The 15,797-nt window shown below is 41.2% G+C and carries 14 protein-coding genes and 1 riboswitch; of the genes, 6 read left to right on the top strand and 8 right to left on the bottom strand.

Annotation, left to right across the window (positions count from 1 at the left end; all coding sequences use genetic code 11):
* Positions 1–22 precede the first annotated feature (22 nt).
* The gene (locus tag RBH88_RS08445) at positions 23–154 is read right to left on the bottom strand and encodes a hypothetical protein (RefSeq protein WP_307879540.1); all 132 of its coding nucleotides are present in this window, start codon (positions 152–154) and stop codon (positions 23–25) included.
* A 144-nt stretch (positions 155–298) separates the two neighbouring features.
* Here RBH88_RS08445 and RBH88_RS08440 point away from each other — a divergent pair, with 144 nt between their 5' ends.
* Complete coding sequence (locus RBH88_RS08440) at positions 299–1,189, top strand: MBL fold metallo-hydrolase (protein WP_213690928.1); 891 nt, start codon at positions 299–301, stop codon at positions 1,187–1,189.
* Between the two features lie 88 nt (positions 1,190–1,277).
* On the opposite strand, the gene RBH88_RS08435 is transcribed toward RBH88_RS08440, so the two are convergent.
* A complete protein-coding gene (locus tag RBH88_RS08435; RefSeq protein WP_307879539.1) occupies positions 1,278–2,660 on the bottom strand; it encodes a phosphomannomutase/phosphoglucomutase in 1,383 nt (460 codons plus the stop codon).
* Positions 2,661–2,763: 103 nt separating this feature from the next.
* Between RBH88_RS08435 and RBH88_RS08430 the strand changes: the two genes are divergently transcribed.
* Positions 2,764–3,705 carry an AEC family transporter gene (locus RBH88_RS08430; RefSeq protein ID WP_307879538.1) on the top strand — a complete coding sequence of 314 codons (942 nt, stop codon included), beginning with the start codon at positions 2,764–2,766 and terminating at the stop codon, positions 3,703–3,705.
* A gap of 32 nt (positions 3,706–3,737) precedes the next feature.
* Positions 3,738–3,866, top strand: a riboswitch (molybdenum cofactor riboswitch).
* A gap of 265 nt (positions 3,867–4,131) precedes the next feature.
* Positions 4,132–5,442, top strand: a complete 1,311-nt coding sequence (locus RBH88_RS08425; protein ID WP_213699892.1) for an HD-GYP domain-containing protein — start codon at positions 4,132–4,134, stop codon at positions 5,440–5,442.
* On the opposite strand, the gene RBH88_RS08420 is transcribed toward RBH88_RS08425, so the two are convergent.
* Together RBH88_RS08420 and RBH88_RS08415 are read right to left on the bottom strand one after the other, a co-directional pair.
* On the bottom strand, positions 5,439–6,632 hold the full coding sequence (locus RBH88_RS08420; RefSeq protein WP_213690932.1) for a YibE/F family protein: 1,194 nt from the start codon (positions 6,630–6,632) through the stop codon (positions 5,439–5,441). The genes RBH88_RS08425 and RBH88_RS08420 overlap by 4 nt on opposite strands.
* The gene (locus RBH88_RS08415) at positions 6,629–7,339 is read right to left on the bottom strand and encodes a FadR/GntR family transcriptional regulator (protein WP_213690933.1); all 711 of its coding nucleotides are present in this window, start codon (positions 7,337–7,339) and stop codon (positions 6,629–6,631) included. Before RBH88_RS08415 ends, RBH88_RS08420 begins: the two co-directional genes overlap by 4 nt.
* Before the next feature lie 93 nt (positions 7,340–7,432).
* Here RBH88_RS08415 and RBH88_RS08410 point away from each other — a divergent pair, with 93 nt between their 5' ends.
* Together RBH88_RS08410 and RBH88_RS08405 are read left to right on the top strand one after the other, a co-directional pair.
* Entirely contained in the window at positions 7,433–9,076 is a 1,644-nt protein-coding gene (locus tag RBH88_RS08410) for a nucleoside kinase (RefSeq protein WP_213690934.1), read from the top strand.
* 27 nt (positions 9,077–9,103) lie between these two features.
* On the top strand, positions 9,104–9,937 hold the full coding sequence (locus RBH88_RS08405; RefSeq protein ID WP_213690935.1) for a LacI family DNA-binding transcriptional regulator: 834 nt from the start codon (positions 9,104–9,106) through the stop codon (positions 9,935–9,937).
* Here RBH88_RS08405 and RBH88_RS08400 read toward each other — a convergent pair.
* Positions 9,932–11,215, bottom strand: a complete 1,284-nt coding sequence (locus RBH88_RS08400; RefSeq protein WP_213701305.1) for an ArsB/NhaD family transporter — start codon at positions 11,213–11,215, stop codon at positions 9,932–9,934. The genes RBH88_RS08405 and RBH88_RS08400 overlap by 6 nt on opposite strands.
* Before the next feature lie 153 nt (positions 11,216–11,368).
* Between RBH88_RS08400 and RBH88_RS08395 the strand changes: the two genes are divergently transcribed.
* Complete coding sequence (locus RBH88_RS08395; protein ID WP_213690937.1) at positions 11,369–12,205, top strand: Mrp/NBP35 family ATP-binding protein; 837 nt, start codon at positions 11,369–11,371, stop codon at positions 12,203–12,205.
* A gap of 54 nt (positions 12,206–12,259) precedes the next feature.
* Here the strand turns inward: RBH88_RS08395 and RBH88_RS08390 are convergent, their stop codons facing one another.
* Genes RBH88_RS08390 through RBH88_RS08380 form a run of 3 tightly spaced genes read right to left on the bottom strand, consistent with a single transcriptional unit; the run spans position 12,260 to position 15,756 of the window.
* Positions 12,260–13,381, bottom strand: coding sequence for a diguanylate cyclase domain-containing protein (locus RBH88_RS08390; protein ID WP_307879537.1), 1,122 nt, complete (start codon positions 13,379–13,381; stop codon positions 12,260–12,262).
* 23 nt (positions 13,382–13,404) lie between these two features.
* A complete protein-coding gene (locus RBH88_RS08385) occupies positions 13,405–14,217 on the bottom strand; it encodes an MBL fold metallo-hydrolase (RefSeq protein WP_213699888.1) in 813 nt (270 codons plus the stop codon).
* Positions 14,218–14,256: 39 nt separating this feature from the next.
* A complete protein-coding gene (locus RBH88_RS08380; RefSeq protein WP_213695482.1) occupies positions 14,257–15,756 on the bottom strand; it encodes a mucoidy inhibitor MuiA family protein in 1,500 nt (499 codons plus the stop codon).
* Positions 15,757–15,797 lie beyond the last annotated feature (41 nt).

The raw sequence follows: 15,797 nt of genomic DNA, 5'->3' as shown, positions 1-15,797 counted from the left end.
ACTTTTTAAAGACAACTATGTCTTAGGAATCGTAACGGCAACGATATAGTTCCTGATTAAGATCTGACATTGCGTTAGAGAAGGCGTCGCTCTGATCGTTCATATATTTAGTACGAATATTCTTCGAGCTCTCTTTTGTTTTCTTAACTTCCACCTTTACCCACCTCCTGAAAAGCGCTACATACGAACCATTAAATTCAAAAAATTTATTGGTACGAACCACCAAGCTCATTTTATCATGGAGAAAAGGAAATTGGAAGTTTATCAAAAAATTAGAGTTTTGAGAGGTGATTATCTTATGGAAATTAACATTTTAAATAACCGAAGTTGTTATATACCAGGACGTGTCAATATTGGTATTTGGAAGGATGGCGAGGGAGGATGTTATCTTATTGATAGTGGTGGTGACGAGAGTTCAGGGCGTAAGCTTTTTCGGCTATTACAAGAAAACTCTTTGACTCTTAAAGGAATTATAAATACTCATTCCAACGCTGATCACATTGGTGGTAATGCATATTTACAGAAAAAAACATCATGTGTCATTATGGCGAGTAGTATCGAAAGAACGATTATTGAAAATCCTGTTTTGGAGCCTTTAATTTTATGGGGAGCCTATCCTTTTAGTGGGATACAGACGAAGTTTTTACAAGCTGTTCCCTCTGTTGTCGGGACAGAACTTACAAGAGGGCAAGTTGTTCCCAATACAGACCTGACGGTGATTGATCTTCCTGGCCACTTTATAAACATGATAGGCCTTTTGTCGTCTGATGGAGTGTGCTATATAGCAGATAGTGTTTTTTCTGAAGAGATTATCAATAAATATCGTTTTATAGTTACATTCGATGTTGAGGCAACTCTTTCTACTTTAGATAAACTAGAAACAATAGAAGCATCATGGTTTGTTCCGTGTCATGCCGAAGCTATTAAAGAAGACATTACACCCATCGTTGAAGTTAACAGGAAGGGAATCCTTTCTTTAAACGACGCAGTTTTGCATTCTTGTTCTGACCCACACAGTCGCGAAGAGGTTCTTGCTCACTTAGCAGCAACATGGAATATTGATATGAACCCTGTTCAATATGTACTGAATCTCTCGACAATATCTGCACATCTCGCATTTCTTGAAAAGAGAGGCCTAGTAGAAACTTGGGTCGAAAAAGGCTTTTTATTGTGGAGGAAAAAGATATAAATTAACTAAAAGGGTCCTCGATGTTTAGTTTGTTGAATATGTTTTTCTTTGAGAGGACCCTTTTTCGTATCGTTATTATTTCACATATTTAATATGTCCATTCAAAATCTGAAATACCCACATCGAGCATTCGTTGTTTCATATCTTTTGTTATGGCATCAAGAGCTTCTTTTGTTTTCCCTTCACATCGTGTTACAAGAACAGGCTGTGTATTTGATGCCCTTACGAGCCCCCAACCTTCTTTGTAAAGAATTCGAACCCCATCAATAGTTATAGCTTCGTGGTCTTTAAGTGCCTTTTCTTTAATGGTTTCAATAACCTCGAATTTCTTTTCATCGGGGCAGTCTACTCGAACCTCAGCAGTGCTGTAATAGACTGGATAATCAACAAGCATTTCAGAAAGAGAACGACTATCGTTTGAAAGAATGCGAAGCAAACGTCCTGCGGCATAGAAAGAATCGTCAAAACCATAAAATTCATCAGCGAAAAACATGTGTCCTGAAAGCTCTCCGGCAAAAAGAGCATCAATCTCTTTCATCTTTGCCTTGATAAGAGAGTGTCCAGCCTTGTAATAGAGCGGAGCCCCTCCTAGACGACGGATTTCGTCTTCCAAAGCTTGTGAGCATTTTACCTCTATAATGGCGGTTGCTCCTGGATGCTGTGGAAGAATTTCGCGCCAATAGAGAGCCATAAGGGTGTCTCCCCATACTACCGATCCCTTTTCGTCTACAACTCCGATGCGGTCGGCATCCCCGTCAAAAGCGAGCCCGAGATCTGCCTTTTCCATTCTGACTTTTTCTATAAGTGACGTGAGGTTTTCTCGCTTCAGAGGATCGGGATGATGGTTGGGAAATGTTCCATCTGGTTCGCAGAAAAGAGGAATAACATGACACCCCAATTTTTCAAGGAATGTTTGGATATAGAGTCCTGCCGTTCCATTTCCTGCGTCAGCGACAACTTTAAGTTTACGTGTGCCCAATTTTATCTTCGATACGAGCATATCTATATACTCATTCCAGATATTGGCTTTTCTTACTGAACCAGGTGTTTCTGTCTGCACAAAATCATCTTTTTCAATCATAGAAAGAATGTCTTGAATCTGTTCTCCATACATAGTGCTCTTACCAAATGCTAACTTCAACCCGTTCATATCTTTAGGATTGTGGCTTCCCGTAACCATGATGGCACCATCAAGATTAAAATGATATTGGCTCCAGTAGAGAAGTGGCGATGTAGCGACACCTATGTCAATAATATTAATACCTGCCCATGTAACACCACTAATAACGTTCTGACGTATTCTTTCTGTAGAAAGGCGTACATCTCCTCCAACAGTAATTGTTCTTATTCCTTCTCTGCGAAGGAAGGTCCCATAGGCTTTTCCTATGGCTGTAACAGTTTCTGCTGTGAGTTCTGTATCGGCTATCCCTCTAATATCGTATTCTCTGAAAATATGTGCTGGGACTTTCATCAGGATTCATCACCTTCCCCTGATTATATTTTGCTGAATATTATATCGTAACCAGATCTTTTCTGTCTGTGCAATGTATAATACCACTTGTAACAAAGGGGGAGTGAGATTTCAGGTGGGTAGCTTTCTAATAGTTCTTCCTATAATTCTTATTGTTAGCATTGGGTGGTTTATACGGCGAAGACACTTTGTAGGGGAAGAAGCTTTTGCGGGCATGAATTTTATTTTGTATTGGATTGCTCTTCCAGCACTTCTTTTCAGAGTGACTTATGGAGCAGACGTAGAAGTCCTCGTGGGGGGAAACTTCGTAAAGGCCATTTATATCTCTCTTATGGTTACGCCTCCTCTCGCTCTTTTATTCGGGCGCTTCCTGAAATTAAAAAGGGAGCGAGTCTCTGTACTGACTATGGTTTCTATACGTTCAAATAATATTTTTATGGGTGTTCCAGCTGTATCCGTGGCATTGGGAGAAGCTGGTCTTCAGGCCCTTTCCTTGTATCTTGCTGTTGTCATGGCTGGATACCAACTGATCTCCATTACTTGGGGGCAAGTTGTTCTTTCTGGAAGTTTTCGTTTGAGTGCATTAAAAGATACAATGAAACGAATTCTTACAAATCCTCTTATCATGGCGTGTGTTGTAGGTGTTTCGTGTGCATTTGTAGGAACCGGTCCGTTACCAGCGTGGCTTGATGAAGCGTTTAAGGTACTCGGCAATGTAGGAAGTGGTTTGGCGCTGTTATCGTTGGGTGCCTCCTTAGAATTGTCGCGTGTAAAAGAGCTACTCAAAGATACATGGGAAGCCATTTTATTCAAACTTCTTTTATTCCCGGCAATTGTATGGTTCTTTTTACATCTGTGGCCAGTAGACTCTATGTTACTTAAAACGACAGTTCTTGTATCTTCAATGCCCATAGCCGTTAACTCTTACGTTGTTGCTCGTGGCATGGGCATGGATGAAAACTATACGGCTGAGTCTATTGCTGCTTCAACGCTTTGTTCTATAGTGACAATTCCTCTATGGGCAAATCTTTTAGGTATATCTTGATTTCTTGTTTTTAATGAGGTACCATTATTAAAAATATGAAGAACCTCCGAGCCTGACAACCTAAAGATTTTTTAAAAAATTTCTATGGTTCAGGGCCGTTAGGGTTTTTTCGGAAACGAGAGAGCCTTCCATGTTTGAAAAGGAGGAACAAAAAGCTTATCTTTGCATATAAAGAGAGGCCGTTTCTCCTGTGAGAAGAAGCGGCCTCTCTTTTTGAGATCTATTCCCGTACCATTTTGCAATAGATCAGCCGGGGGATTTGCTTGAAGCAAATCCCCTCCCCTTAATCATACCTTTGTGCAACTAAAAGGGTCAAAAGTACCACTTTTAAACAGGCCTTGGTAGAGAGAGTCCTGTTTAATATGTGTGTTATTATGAACTCTGGTTTTGTATCTAATTATTACGGACTTTGCAGGGGACAGGAAAATGCCGCTTATCGTTACGTCAGATCACCTCAGGGCGGGAATGCGTTTAGCTCGATCTGTTCTCGGCTGTGAGGGGCAACTTTTATTAAGTGCAGGAATCATCCTTACCGAACAGATGATAGTTAAACTTTTGCGCCGAGGCGTTGAAGCTTGTTTTGTCTATTTGCCAGGAGAGACTGAGATAAATGAGAGTGAATGGCAGTCTCTGGTGCCTGAACATATGGAAAGACAGTTGCGAGGGCATATGTCTCAAATAGTTCAAAACGTGGTTCATAATCGTTCTTTACATGCTAAAGAGCTTGAGAGTCTTCAAAAATGTGTTTCTCAGGTCATTTCGATTATATTCGAAGACTCTACGGCGGTACTGTTTGGTTTAAAGAATATTAGTAGTCATGATCAGTACACGTATGAGCATATGATAGGTGTAATGACTGTAGCTTTGTTGTTGTCTCGCAGAGGAGAAGAAGAGGGGATTTTTGTCCTTTCTTATCAGGATAAGATCAACATAGGCCTTGGTGCACTTTTCCACGATATTGGCAAACTTATGCTTCCCTCATCTCTGATCAATAAAAAAGGTTCATTGAATAGTGAAGAGTGGGCTCTCATGAAAAAACATCCCTACGATGGCTTTAAAATCGTAAGGGAATTTCCGTGTATTAACCCCATGGCGAGAGCTATTGTTTTGAATCATCATCAATATTGGAATGGGGAAGGCTATGGACGTGTCGGACTACCAGGTCTCTATGGAGAAAAGATTCCCCTTCTCGTCAGACTTGTTTCTGTAGCTGATAGTTACGATGCCTTGGTTAGCGATCGTCCTTATCGACGTGCTTTTCTTCCGGCAGAGGCTCTCAAAATTATACGTAAAGAGGCCGGAATAAAGTTTGACCCTGCTATTGTCCCTCTTCTTGAAAAAGTTATAATCCCTTACCCAGTTGGGAGTATCCTTTTTCTCTCTGACTGGACACTATCAGCAGTCACTTCAATTGTTGATGGAGAACCTCAGGTAATGATTTTAGGTACTTTCCGACAAGAAGATGAACACAAGTTGGGATGTGTTTTTCCTCTTAAAAATCAGGCGGCACAGATTATTATCGGAGCTCCTTCTTTGGAACATCTCGCTTTAAAAACTGCTGAGATTTTAACATCACCAAAAGACTTCGGAACATCGGCCTATCGCTTCTTAGAAAGTATACAAAAAGCATTCCATGACAGAAAAATTTCCCTCGCTTCTTTGCCAAGTTGGGAACATATTATAAAAAATGGTTTTATCCCGTCACTTCTTGAGCATATTCCTACAGGTGGAGATTAAGCACTTTTTTTTCGAGGTTGTAATCGGAACTCAAGCCACCAGACGCATACCCCTGTTGTTATTGGAATTGTTAGCAAAAGACCGATTGTACCAGCGACACTTCGCACGAGTTCCTGTGCTATATAGGGATCATTAAAGAGTGCCGTAGCATCAATTCCTGCATTTGTAATGAGGATGGTAAAGGGCAGCGCGCTACCTAAATAGGCCAATATCAACGTATTAATCATACTTCCCAAAACTTCACGACCTACTCCGATTCCTGCCTGCCATAATCTATGCCCTTCAATGTTGTTATCATATGAGAACATTTCGGCAAGAGTCGATGTTACAGAAATAGCAACATCAAGAACAGCTCCAATTGATCCAATCATAACTGCAGCGAGAAGCAGTCCCTCCATTGACATTCCAGGGATGGTAGAAGCTAAAAGACTTGCACTGTCACTTGCCAGTCCGGTGAGTTGCCATGTTTTGACCATGGCCCAGCCTACGAGAGAAGAAGCAACAGCACCACCTAGTGCGCCTAAAAATGCAACGATCCAAAAAGCCGGTCTTCGTACAACAAGAAGTACTGTAATAATAGAAACGGCACCTACAGCAAGAATAGCGAAGGGGACAGGGGCAATTCCCTGAGCCAGCGCTGGAACGTACCAACCTAGAAGTACAGCTAAAGAAAGAAGAAGGCCAGCAAGGGCCCTGAATCCGGCTTTTCCTGCAGAGGCGATTAGGCCTCCAGAGGCTAAAATAAGAAAAGCGGCGACCCATGGTATTCTATAACGATCGCTAATAGAGTATTGAATACTTCCATCTTCGAACAAGTCACTTACAAGAAGGTATCGACGCTCTTCTATGAGTTCTAGAGAAGACGTTGACAGCTGAGTTATGAGAAGATCTTCCTTAGTTCCCTTTTTTTCTCCGTTAAGAAAGGTAACGGTAATGTCGATGTACTCAGTTTGCCAGAGTCCCTCGTCAGAGCTGGAGGAGCTTTCCGAAGATTCATTGGAGTTGTTGAAAGAGAGGGGGCTTTCTGTCCCTCTGACTTTGCCCACCCTATCGATGCGAACAATGAGAGAATCGTCAGTATTCCAAGAATTTAAGACTACTTTATCGACGGAAACGGCTGCTAGAAGTGCAATGAAAATGACGGCAATAAAGGCTAGAATATAGTTTTTTATGCTTTGATTCTGGTTCATAGTAAAGAAATATCCTCCTTGTGATCTTCAAGAGCTATGCCGTCAAGCAGTGTCTTATATACCCTGCTGACATGGTTAGTCATCAGGCGGCGGGCTTTCTTGATATCACGATCAAGAATGCTTTGATATATTTGATTATGTTCCTTTAAAAAAATTTCTTTGTCATCAAGTAGAGAATAAATTCGCTCATGAGTTTCCATAATAAGATTGAAAGTCATCTTTACAATGTTCACGAAAACAAAGTTATGTGTTGCTTCGGCAAGAAGCAAGTGAAAATCATAATCGCACTGTGCTCTATGTTCAAGAGATTCTACATCTTTGCTTGTCAGTGTCAGAATTTTGCGTATGCGCGTTAAATCGCTTGGAGTAGCATGTTTAACTGCTTCGGTAACTATTGCTGGTTCTAATGTCATTCGAGCTTCAACTAACTCAAGTATAGCTTCATCTTGTAGGGGCATTTTAGAATGTTGTGTTTCAAATCTTGATTTTCTTACGAAGCGTCCCTTTCCGGGAATACTTTCGATAAGACCTACAAGTTCAAGAATACGAAAAGCTTCCCTGAGCGAGCTGCGGCTTACATTTAGCTCTTCGATTAGCTGGCGTTCAGGAGGAAGGGGATCACCTTGGATCAATTGTCCAGAGGCTATGAGATTCTTTAATTTCTCTGCGACTTGTTCATATATTTTCGTAGATTTGTTTTTCGTCATTCTACTTACCCTCCCCAAACAACTCAAGACGTATTCTTCTTCTTGTAGTAAAGTAAATCATACCAGATAGAAAGGCACGAGAGGAGGCTAAAAATGTCTTTTCAGATACGTATCCGTAACCATGATATTTGTGAATGCTCCAGCCCTATGAATGGCAAAGACGTTCTTTCTAAGGCAAATATTGACGGAGGATCTCATATTGTGGCTTGGCGCGTCAACAATTATCTTAGACCACTAGGCTGGATTGTGGACGATGATGCTGATGTGGAATTTGTTGATACTTCTTCTTTTGAAGGGATGGAAGTCTATCGCCGATCCTTGAGCTTTCTACTTGTTTTAGCAGTGCAGAGAGCTTTAAATAAAAAAATTGTTATTAAACACTCTATAAGTGATGGCTATTACTGGGAGCTTCCAGAAGGGGAGCTAAAAGAAGACGATGTGCTTATTGTAGAGAAAGCTCTTCGCGATCTTGTTAATCGGGATGTTCCTATTACAAGAGAAGTTGTTCCTCTCGATAAAGCACGGCGTATTTTTGAACGTCAGGGAAATCCAGAGAGTGCGCGACTTTTCATGTGGGCAGCCGAAGACCCAGTAGAACTCTATCGTTGCGAAGACAATTACGGCTTTTATTACGCTCCACTCGCTCCATCGACAGGATATTTACGTGTCTTCCAACTGAAATTGTTTTCGCCGGGCATGGTACTTCAGTTTCCTACTGTGTCGTATCCTAAACGTCTTCCTCCATTCAGAGCTTCTAAAAAACTTTCTGGAGTTTTTCTTGACTACGCTAAATGGTTGGAGGTATTGGGCCTGAGGACGATGGATAGCTTTCATGCTCGAATAGCCCAAGGAAAGGGACTGGAGCTTGTGCTTATTTCCGAAGCTTTTCATTCACAGCGATTAAGTCGTATTGCCGAGGAAATTGCTCTGCGGGAAAGAGTTAAAATAGTTGCTATTGCGGGTCCTTCTGGATCTGGTAAAACAACGACGGCCAAACGATTGAAAATACAGCTACAGGTGTGTGGATTGAATCCGACGGTTATTTCTCTTGACAATTACTTTGTTGATAGAGAAAAAACACCTTTGGATGAACATGGAAATCTCGATTTTGAGGTTCTTGAAGCTATAGATCTTGATCTCTTGGAAAAACAGCTTTCTGAACTCCTGAAGGGGAAAGAGGTTCGTATTCCTGAATTTGATTTTATCAAGGGGAAAAAGTTTGAGGGGCCAACTCTTCGTCTAGCAAAAAATGATGTTTTGATTCTCGAGGGTATTCATGGCCTTAATGAAAATGTTACAGCTGTTGTTCCCGAAGAAAATAAATTTGGTATCTTTGTGTCGCCGCTAACTGGAATAAACCTTGACGAACACAACAGAACAAGCACTACCGATAATAGACTGCTTCGACGTATGATTCGAGATAACAGAACGCGAGGACATTCAGCAGAGCGGACACTTGATTTGTGGCCTTCTGTAATTAAAGGGGCGAAGGAGTATATTTTCCCTTATCAAAGTCGTGCAGATGCTATGTTTAACTCTTCGTTACCCTACGAACTGGCCATATTGAAGGGGTACGTGCAACCTCTTTTGCAGACAGTATCTGAGTCATCCTCCATGTATGGAGAAGCCCGGCGACTTCTTTCGATGCTGAAATTCGTCCCGCCGCTATCGTCTGAATATGTTCCATCGAATTCTATTTTGCGAGAATTTATAGGGGGCGGATGTTACGAACACTAAAAGGGTAAGTCTAAAGAGGTGCCAAAGATGAAAGTAAAGATGGAAGATGTAGCTAAATTAGCTAATGTGAATAAGGCAACTGTAAGTCGAGCCTTGAAAGGTGATTCCCGCATATCGTCGACGACAAGAGAAAAAGTATGGCAGGCAGCCAAGGCTTTGGGATATCAGCCTGATGCCGTGGCCAGGGGATTATCAAGCAATCGTACCGGGTTGTTAGGAGTTGTTTTTGAAGACCTTTCACGTCCGTGGGTGGGACTTTTTTTATCAGGACTCGACAGAGTCATATCGAGACAGAATTATAGCTTGTTAGTGAAATGTTCAGGGGAGATTTCTTCTCAAAGAAATTTGGTAGCTCGAGATCTTCTTTCGCGTAATGTTGATGGAATTATATGGATAGCTGGATCGACTCCAGATATTTCATTTGAAGGATCTTTTGTTTCAGTTGGAACGGAGAGTCTACTGGGGTCTTCTGTTATGATCGATCTGGAACGTGGTGCTCAAAAACTTCTCAAAATTGCTCAAGGGAGACCCTTTGTTGTTGATGAAGGAGCATCTCCCTTCTTCAAGGGGATAGAAAACTTTTTAGAAAAACCGACGATGAAGAGCGCTCTTCCTATTCATATATTAGATTCAACTCATGAAAAAAATATGATTGGCGGAGGAGAGAATATTGTTCTTTGCGGGTATCCAGATCTCGCCAGAATTTTAAAGTGCTACTGTCTTGATTGGCCTGCTTTTGACCTGGGAGCCATTGCAGGTCGTCTTTCTCTCAACGCTATTCAGGAAAAGGGAGTACGACCTGAAAAAGTCATGGTCGTTCCTCCTCTTTATAGTCCTGATGGGGAAGTTATATCTTTATAAAAAAGCTCTGTAACGGATAACGAGGTAAATGCTGCATAGAATCATTGCTATAAATACACTAAGCATACCTGTCTTCATAAATGCTTTGAAGGTAATGGGATATCCGAAACGATTGGCGACATCTGCAACCACAACGTTAGCAGCTGCGCCGAGGAAGCTACCGTTGCCTCCAAGACAGGCTCCTAGCGCAAGAGCCCAGAAAAGAGGCTCGGAGGGCATGCCCACCTGTCCAGCCAACTCGTCAATAACATAGACAAAAGTTGCCGTAAATCCAATGTTATTTACGAAAGCACATGTTAGGCCTGAAAACCACAGAACGGTAAGTAACGCTGCCATGGGGTGTCCGTGGAGATGGCGTCCTAAAATATTTGAGAGAGCAGAAATAACTCCCGTTTCTTTGAGGGCTCCTACAATAATGAAGAGTCCTGCGAAAAAAATAAGAGTAGGCCACTCTATGTCTTTGTGAATGATCTCGTCTCCGTTGTCTGGAATGATGGCGAGAAGCAAAGATGCTCCCATAAGAGCAATAACGGCTGCTTCAACATGTAAAAATCCATGACTTAAGAAACCAATAAGAATAAAACCAGTTATAATCAGGGCTTTTTTCAAAGTCAGAATGTTTTTCACAGCAGCATTCTCATCAACCTTAAGAATTTTCTCATATTCTTCGGGCTGAATCTTGAAGTCTCTTTTATATATGAGGGCAATGATTCCCACAGTAACAAATAGAACGACAAAGGTAATGGGAGTCAGATTCACAATAAAATCCATAAAAGAAAAGTGGGCATGAGAACCAATAATAATGTTTGGTGGGTCTCCAATAAGAGTTGCCGTCCCTCCAATATTCGAAGCAATAGCTTCTGAAATAAGAAGGGGAACCGGGTTGAATTTCATAATATCAGCCAGAGAAAGAATAATAGGGCTGATGAGCAATACTGTCGTGACGTTATCAAGCACACCAGAGAGGACTGCTGTTGTTAAAGTAATGGCAAAAACAGTAACAAGCCAATTACCTTTGGTCATCTTAAGACTTTTAATGGCTATATATTGGAAAATACCTGTTTTTGAGAGGACTCCGACAACAATCATCATTCCCATTAACAGGCCAATAGTGTTAAAGTCGATAAAACGAACAGCGACATCTGCCGGAAGAAGCTGTGTTACCATGAGAAAGGCTGCCCCAAGAAGAGCAGCTACGCTTCTTGAGAGTTTTCCCGTTCCGATAATAGCTAAAATAGTAATAAATATACCTAATGTTATCCAGGCTTGGATTTGCATTTTTCATCATCGCCTCCTGACAAATTTCTCACTATACAACTATTCAGGAATGGCGACAAGAGTGTGAATAACTTGACGCTCACAATCTCTAAGAGTATAAAGAAACAGACAAAAAGCCCCTCTGAGGGGATTCCAATAGGGGAGGATAAATGAATGTCAGATAATGTATGCGGCGAACAATCTTGCGGGAAATCTTCTTGTGAAGGTTGCAGCGGATGCGCTAAAAAGAAAAAGAATGTTGGCCACGTAATAGCTGTTGGTAGCGGTAAGGGCGGAGTAGGAAAAAGTTCCGTATCTTGCTTGTTGGCTGTTGCTTTGGCGAAAAAAGGTTTTTCTGTAGGAATTCTCGATGCAGATATAACGGGACCTTCTGTTCCCAAATTAATGGGAATTTCTGATGCTCCATACGGTACCCCCGAGGGAATCGTTCCTCCAGCTTCTTCTATTTTCAATATAAGAGTTATGTCTGTCAATCTTCTTCTTGACGATCCTACTAAACCAGTGGTATGGCGTGGCCCTATCATTGGAAATGTAATAAAACAGTTCTGGGAAGATGTAGCATGGGATGGCACGGATTTTGTTATAGTTGATCTTCCTCCTGGAACGGCCGATGCGCCTCTCACAGTTATGCAGACTATTGACTTGAACGGTTTCCTCGTAGTTACGTCACCTCAGGAGCTTTCCGTTATGGTAGTGGAGAAAGCTCTCAATATGACTCAAATGATGGAAATTCCACTTCTTGGTGTTATTGAAAATATGAGTTACGTTAAGTGTCCTGATTGTGGAAAAAGGATGGAAGTTTTTGGACCGAGTCACGTACAAGAGATTGAAGAGGAGTTCTCTATACCTGCTCTCGGGCGATTCCCCATTGACCCAGAGCTTGCACGCCTGGCAGATCATGGCGATATAGAGAAATATAAGAATGAAGAGCTTTTTAACTCTCTCGCCGAGGGTGTTTTAAGTCGGTTGGGAGTTTCAGTAGAAGTTTAATTTACGTTGATAATAAGAATGGGAAAGGTAACTTTATTCAAGCTGCCTTTCCCATTACGCTAAATTGCTGTACAAGGCTTGAAGAATTTTTTCCGCAGTCGTTTCTTGATTTCCATTATAAAAGGTAATGCTTGAGTAGACCTGTGCTGTTTCGGCGATATCATATTCTTCACTGACATCCTTCGGAAAATGTGTCAATCGTATAGCTAATTCTTTTGCTCCATTTTGAGGCGTTTCCGGCATAAGGACAAGCACTTCTCTATTGCCCATCCGAAAACAAAGATCACTTTCTCTTACTTTTTCAAATACATAGTTGCAAAATGCCTTGAAAAAATCATCTTCATCATCTGAAGAAAAAAGTCCTGTTTCTGTTTTATGAAAATCCATTTTGAAAAGGGCAGCAGAAAGCCACCGTCGATATCTGTGAGCCCGACTTATCTCTTCAGGAAGACGACGCTCGCTATATTTAAAAGTATAAATTGGCAGATCGGAATCCAATAAGTCTGAAAAACCTTTATGTGGCTCATTATTTTCATTAAGCTCGGAATCCTCGGAAAGAAAGAAAAAAAATGCACCTTCCTGCTGCTTTTGCTGAATATGCCACTCTTTCCCTTTTAAAACCATCTTTTCCGTGTCAAGAGAAATAATTTCTGTGACAATTTTCCCTAAAAGGGATTCTTTTTTTTGATCGATAAGGGAAAGAAAAGCTTCATTAGCATTCGTAATAAGTCCATTCTCATCCGTGACTAGAATAGGTACGGGAATGGTGCAGAAAGAAGAATCATCTGTAAGAACATCTTCTGGTTTCGGTGTGCTCTTGCTGAAATCTACCGAAACATCTGATTCGCGTTTACGAATAATAATGTTGGCGAAAAGTATAAAGCCAACTGTTGATGTTGCCACTCCCACCCAGATCAACGATTCAGGATTTCCTAAATGTTGCGCTAGCATTGTTATCAGCATTCCCTGCGCTAAAAATTGAAGAGGAATATACCCTTCTTTATAATTTTGAGTGACGAAAAAAGCGTAAAGAAACGTACATGTAATATAACTCATAATAAAAAGCGCCCAGAAGGGAAGACTAATAAAATACCTTTCCCCACCTCCAGCTAAGAGTATTGTCCCTATCAAAATAGGAAGGGAAATGAAGGGGGGCAACGTTGACCATGAGAGCATAAAAAGATCCTCCTAAAGTTGGTTTATACCTCGTAGTTAGAGCCGGAAGGGGCCCAATCCACATCGTTTAGAATTTTCCCAAGTGTAAAGGCTGCTTTAAATCCTGTGCAATGACATGGTCTCCAGTATTGCACGGAGAATTTATCCTTGAATTCCGTGGCCGAACGAATAAGAAACTCTTCATTCTGACTTCTGAAATGCATGCCTCCAATAACACTATAAAAATCCCGGGTATTAAAAAGGCGGGAAGCTCGTTCGAGAATATTAACGCTTCCTGCATGTGCACACCCTAATATAATACTATATCCATGAATACCACGAACAACAAGGGAGAGGTCGTCTTCCATCTGATCAGCTTTGAATTCTCCCTTTTCTTCAACAACAAGATCAGAGTCTACTGGAATAAAATCGGTGTTTCTTTCTGAGAGAGGAACAGTGATAGCCCATACCCCTTCTATAATTTCGGCACTATCACCTACTGAATGAAAGTTTACGTCATCTTTTCGAAGAAGACTTCCTGCAATTTCTTTTTCTTTTCCCCTTCGTGCAAATCTTTGCTGATCAAAAAGGGGAGAAGCCCATACGGGAATATTTCCCTCTCGTCTTAAAATTTCGGGTAAACCCCATGTATGGTCAAAATGGCCATGGCTAAGAACCACACCGTCAAGGTTGCCAAGCCGAATTCCGAGGGTGGATGCATTAGGATAGAGGGCCATACCCCTACCAGTGTCAAAAAGCAGATTACCTCTCGGTGTTTCAATGAAAAGGCTTAAACCATGTTCTCCTAAAAGCTTTGATGTTCCGCAATAATCATCTACAACTACAGTTATATTCATCTTCTTTTACGCTCCTTTTCAGGGTGTTTCTCCACATGTTTATTGAATCCATATTTCCTCTTCCGCGGGGAAGGAAAGGCGATAAATTACAGAAAGTTTCTTTTGTTCTCCCGATCGAAGCTTTAGCTTCCACGTGAGAAAACCCTTTTTAGAATCTTGCTCTGTAGGTTGAGGGTCTAGACTTTCTGCACTAACAGTTATTTTCTCTTGAGCTGAAACAGGAATTCTATCTTTAATAACTAACTCTGTTTCGTAGGGTAAACCGTTGGTTACGTTTATAGTATAGCCCTGGGCTAATTTCCCCTTACCCAACCAATTGCTACCTTCTTTAGGGATAATTTCCTCACGTGCCGCAGTAACCGAAGGTGTTTGTCCAAAGGCCAATCTTATTATTTCACCACGTGCAACTTGCGGTACTGATGTTCTGCCTGATCCCACGCCGTCTATAAAGAGGTCCGCTTGTCCAGCAAGCAATGGATCTTCTACTTTTTCTGTAGAGGCTACGATCCAAGCTTGGGGAGAAAGAACGGGAATGCATTCTATAGAAACCGTAATCGGCAAAGAAAGCTCGTTTAACAGCAGCATCGTTTGTGAGTTATCTCCTTCTACATTGCCTTTGGCTGTAAATATACGATCTGTCAGAGTTTCTTCCATAGGTGCAAGGGAAGCTTCATCTTTTGCCGCTGTTTTCAGCATCATAGCATTTTCCATGCTCCGAGTTTGATAGGTGGTTTTTTTAAAATCAGCTATAAGCGGAAATAGCTCTGGCGTTTCCACTGAAGAAATCGGGTAGGCGGTATGTAGTTGTATAGCACCGTCCCATGTCAGCCCCGTATGTTGCGTAACTTTAGCTAGCATTTGTCCTTGTATAGTTTGATCTTTTGTGGAAAGAGACAATATATATTCAGGAGTCCAGCGAGCATAGTTAGACCACGCTTCAATGTAAAGGTCTCCCTTGGCTAATGCTGTATATTCGACGGTAATGACCTTTCCCTGTGTTTGAGGTTTCTTCTCTTCTAGTTCTTTGGTTAGATCGGCAATAATTTGCTTTATATCTTCAATAGCGTTTACTACAGATGTTTGTTCTTCTTCTTTCGCTTCACGGGTTTCTTCTGTTGTTTTCAAATATGAAGACATATTAGAGATAGAAAGATCTGAAGGAACCGCTTTCTCCATAAGAAGAGTAGATTGCTTAAGGGCCATTAATCGGGATTCCAGAACTGAAAGCTCTTTTTTCTTTTCTTCAATCTGATTAGACAAAGGGGTAAGCGTAGGGGGAAGCCATTGAGTATTATTTCGTACTTTCACCTGAGAGTTTTTTAAAAGCAGTCCATCTCCTGGAATTACTTTAATGCTTTCGAGTGTAAAAGTATTGGGAAGGATAATTTCTCCCTTTCCATTGACACTTGTTTTTAGTCGTATCTGTGCTCCTCTTGGATAGACGTGAACCTGCTCTATAGCTACATCAGTTGCCCAAAGAGTTGCGCTTGAAATCAAAGTAAAAATGATCGTAAAGCACACCAAAAATAGTTTTTTCATGAAAGAAAAGACCTCCTTTTCTTTTTCAGTTGGCATAAGCG

The sequence above is a fragment of the Aminobacterium sp. MB27-C1 genome (assembly GCF_030908405.1).
Classification (GTDB): domain Bacteria; phylum Synergistota; class Synergistia; order Synergistales; family Aminobacteriaceae; genus Aminobacterium.
Note: the sequence above shows the minus strand (reverse complement) of the source record. Positions and strands in the feature narration are given on the sequence as shown.

Excerpts from the sequence above, each read along its gene's own strand:
- RBH88_RS08440 (WP_213690928.1), top strand. The coding sequence starts at position 299 with ATGGAAATTAACATTTTAAATAACCGAAGTTGTTATATACCAGGACGT.
- RBH88_RS08435 (WP_307879539.1), bottom strand. The coding sequence starts at position 2,660 with ATGAAAGTCCCAGCACATATTTTCAGAGAATACGATATTAGAGGGATA.
- RBH88_RS08425 (WP_213699892.1), top strand. The coding sequence starts at position 4,132 with ATGCCGCTTATCGTTACGTCAGATCACCTCAGGGCGGGAATGCGTTTA.
- RBH88_RS08420 (WP_213690932.1), bottom strand. The coding sequence starts at position 6,632 with ATGAACCAGAATCAAAGCATAAAAAACTATATTCTAGCCTTTATTGCC.
- RBH88_RS08415 (WP_213690933.1), bottom strand. The coding sequence starts at position 7,339 with ATGACGAAAAACAAATCTACGAAAATATATGAACAAGTCGCAGAGAAA.
- RBH88_RS08410 (WP_213690934.1), top strand. The coding sequence starts at position 7,433 with ATGTCTTTTCAGATACGTATCCGTAACCATGATATTTGTGAATGCTCC.
- RBH88_RS08405 (WP_213690935.1), top strand. The coding sequence starts at position 9,104 with ATGAAAGTAAAGATGGAAGATGTAGCTAAATTAGCTAATGTGAATAAG.
- RBH88_RS08400 (WP_213701305.1), bottom strand. The coding sequence starts at position 11,215 with ATGCAAATCCAAGCCTGGATAACATTAGGTATATTTATTACTATTTTA.
- RBH88_RS08395 (WP_213690937.1), top strand. The coding sequence starts at position 11,369 with ATGTCAGATAATGTATGCGGCGAACAATCTTGCGGGAAATCTTCTTGT.
- RBH88_RS08390 (WP_307879537.1), bottom strand. The coding sequence starts at position 13,381 with ATGCTCTCATGGTCAACGTTGCCCCCCTTCATTTCCCTTCCTATTTTG.
- RBH88_RS08385 (WP_213699888.1), bottom strand. The coding sequence starts at position 14,217 with ATGAATATAACTGTAGTTGTAGATGATTATTGCGGAACATCAAAGCTT.
- RBH88_RS08380 (WP_213695482.1), bottom strand. The coding sequence starts at position 15,756 with ATGAAAAAACTATTTTTGGTGTGCTTTACGATCATTTTTACTTTGATT.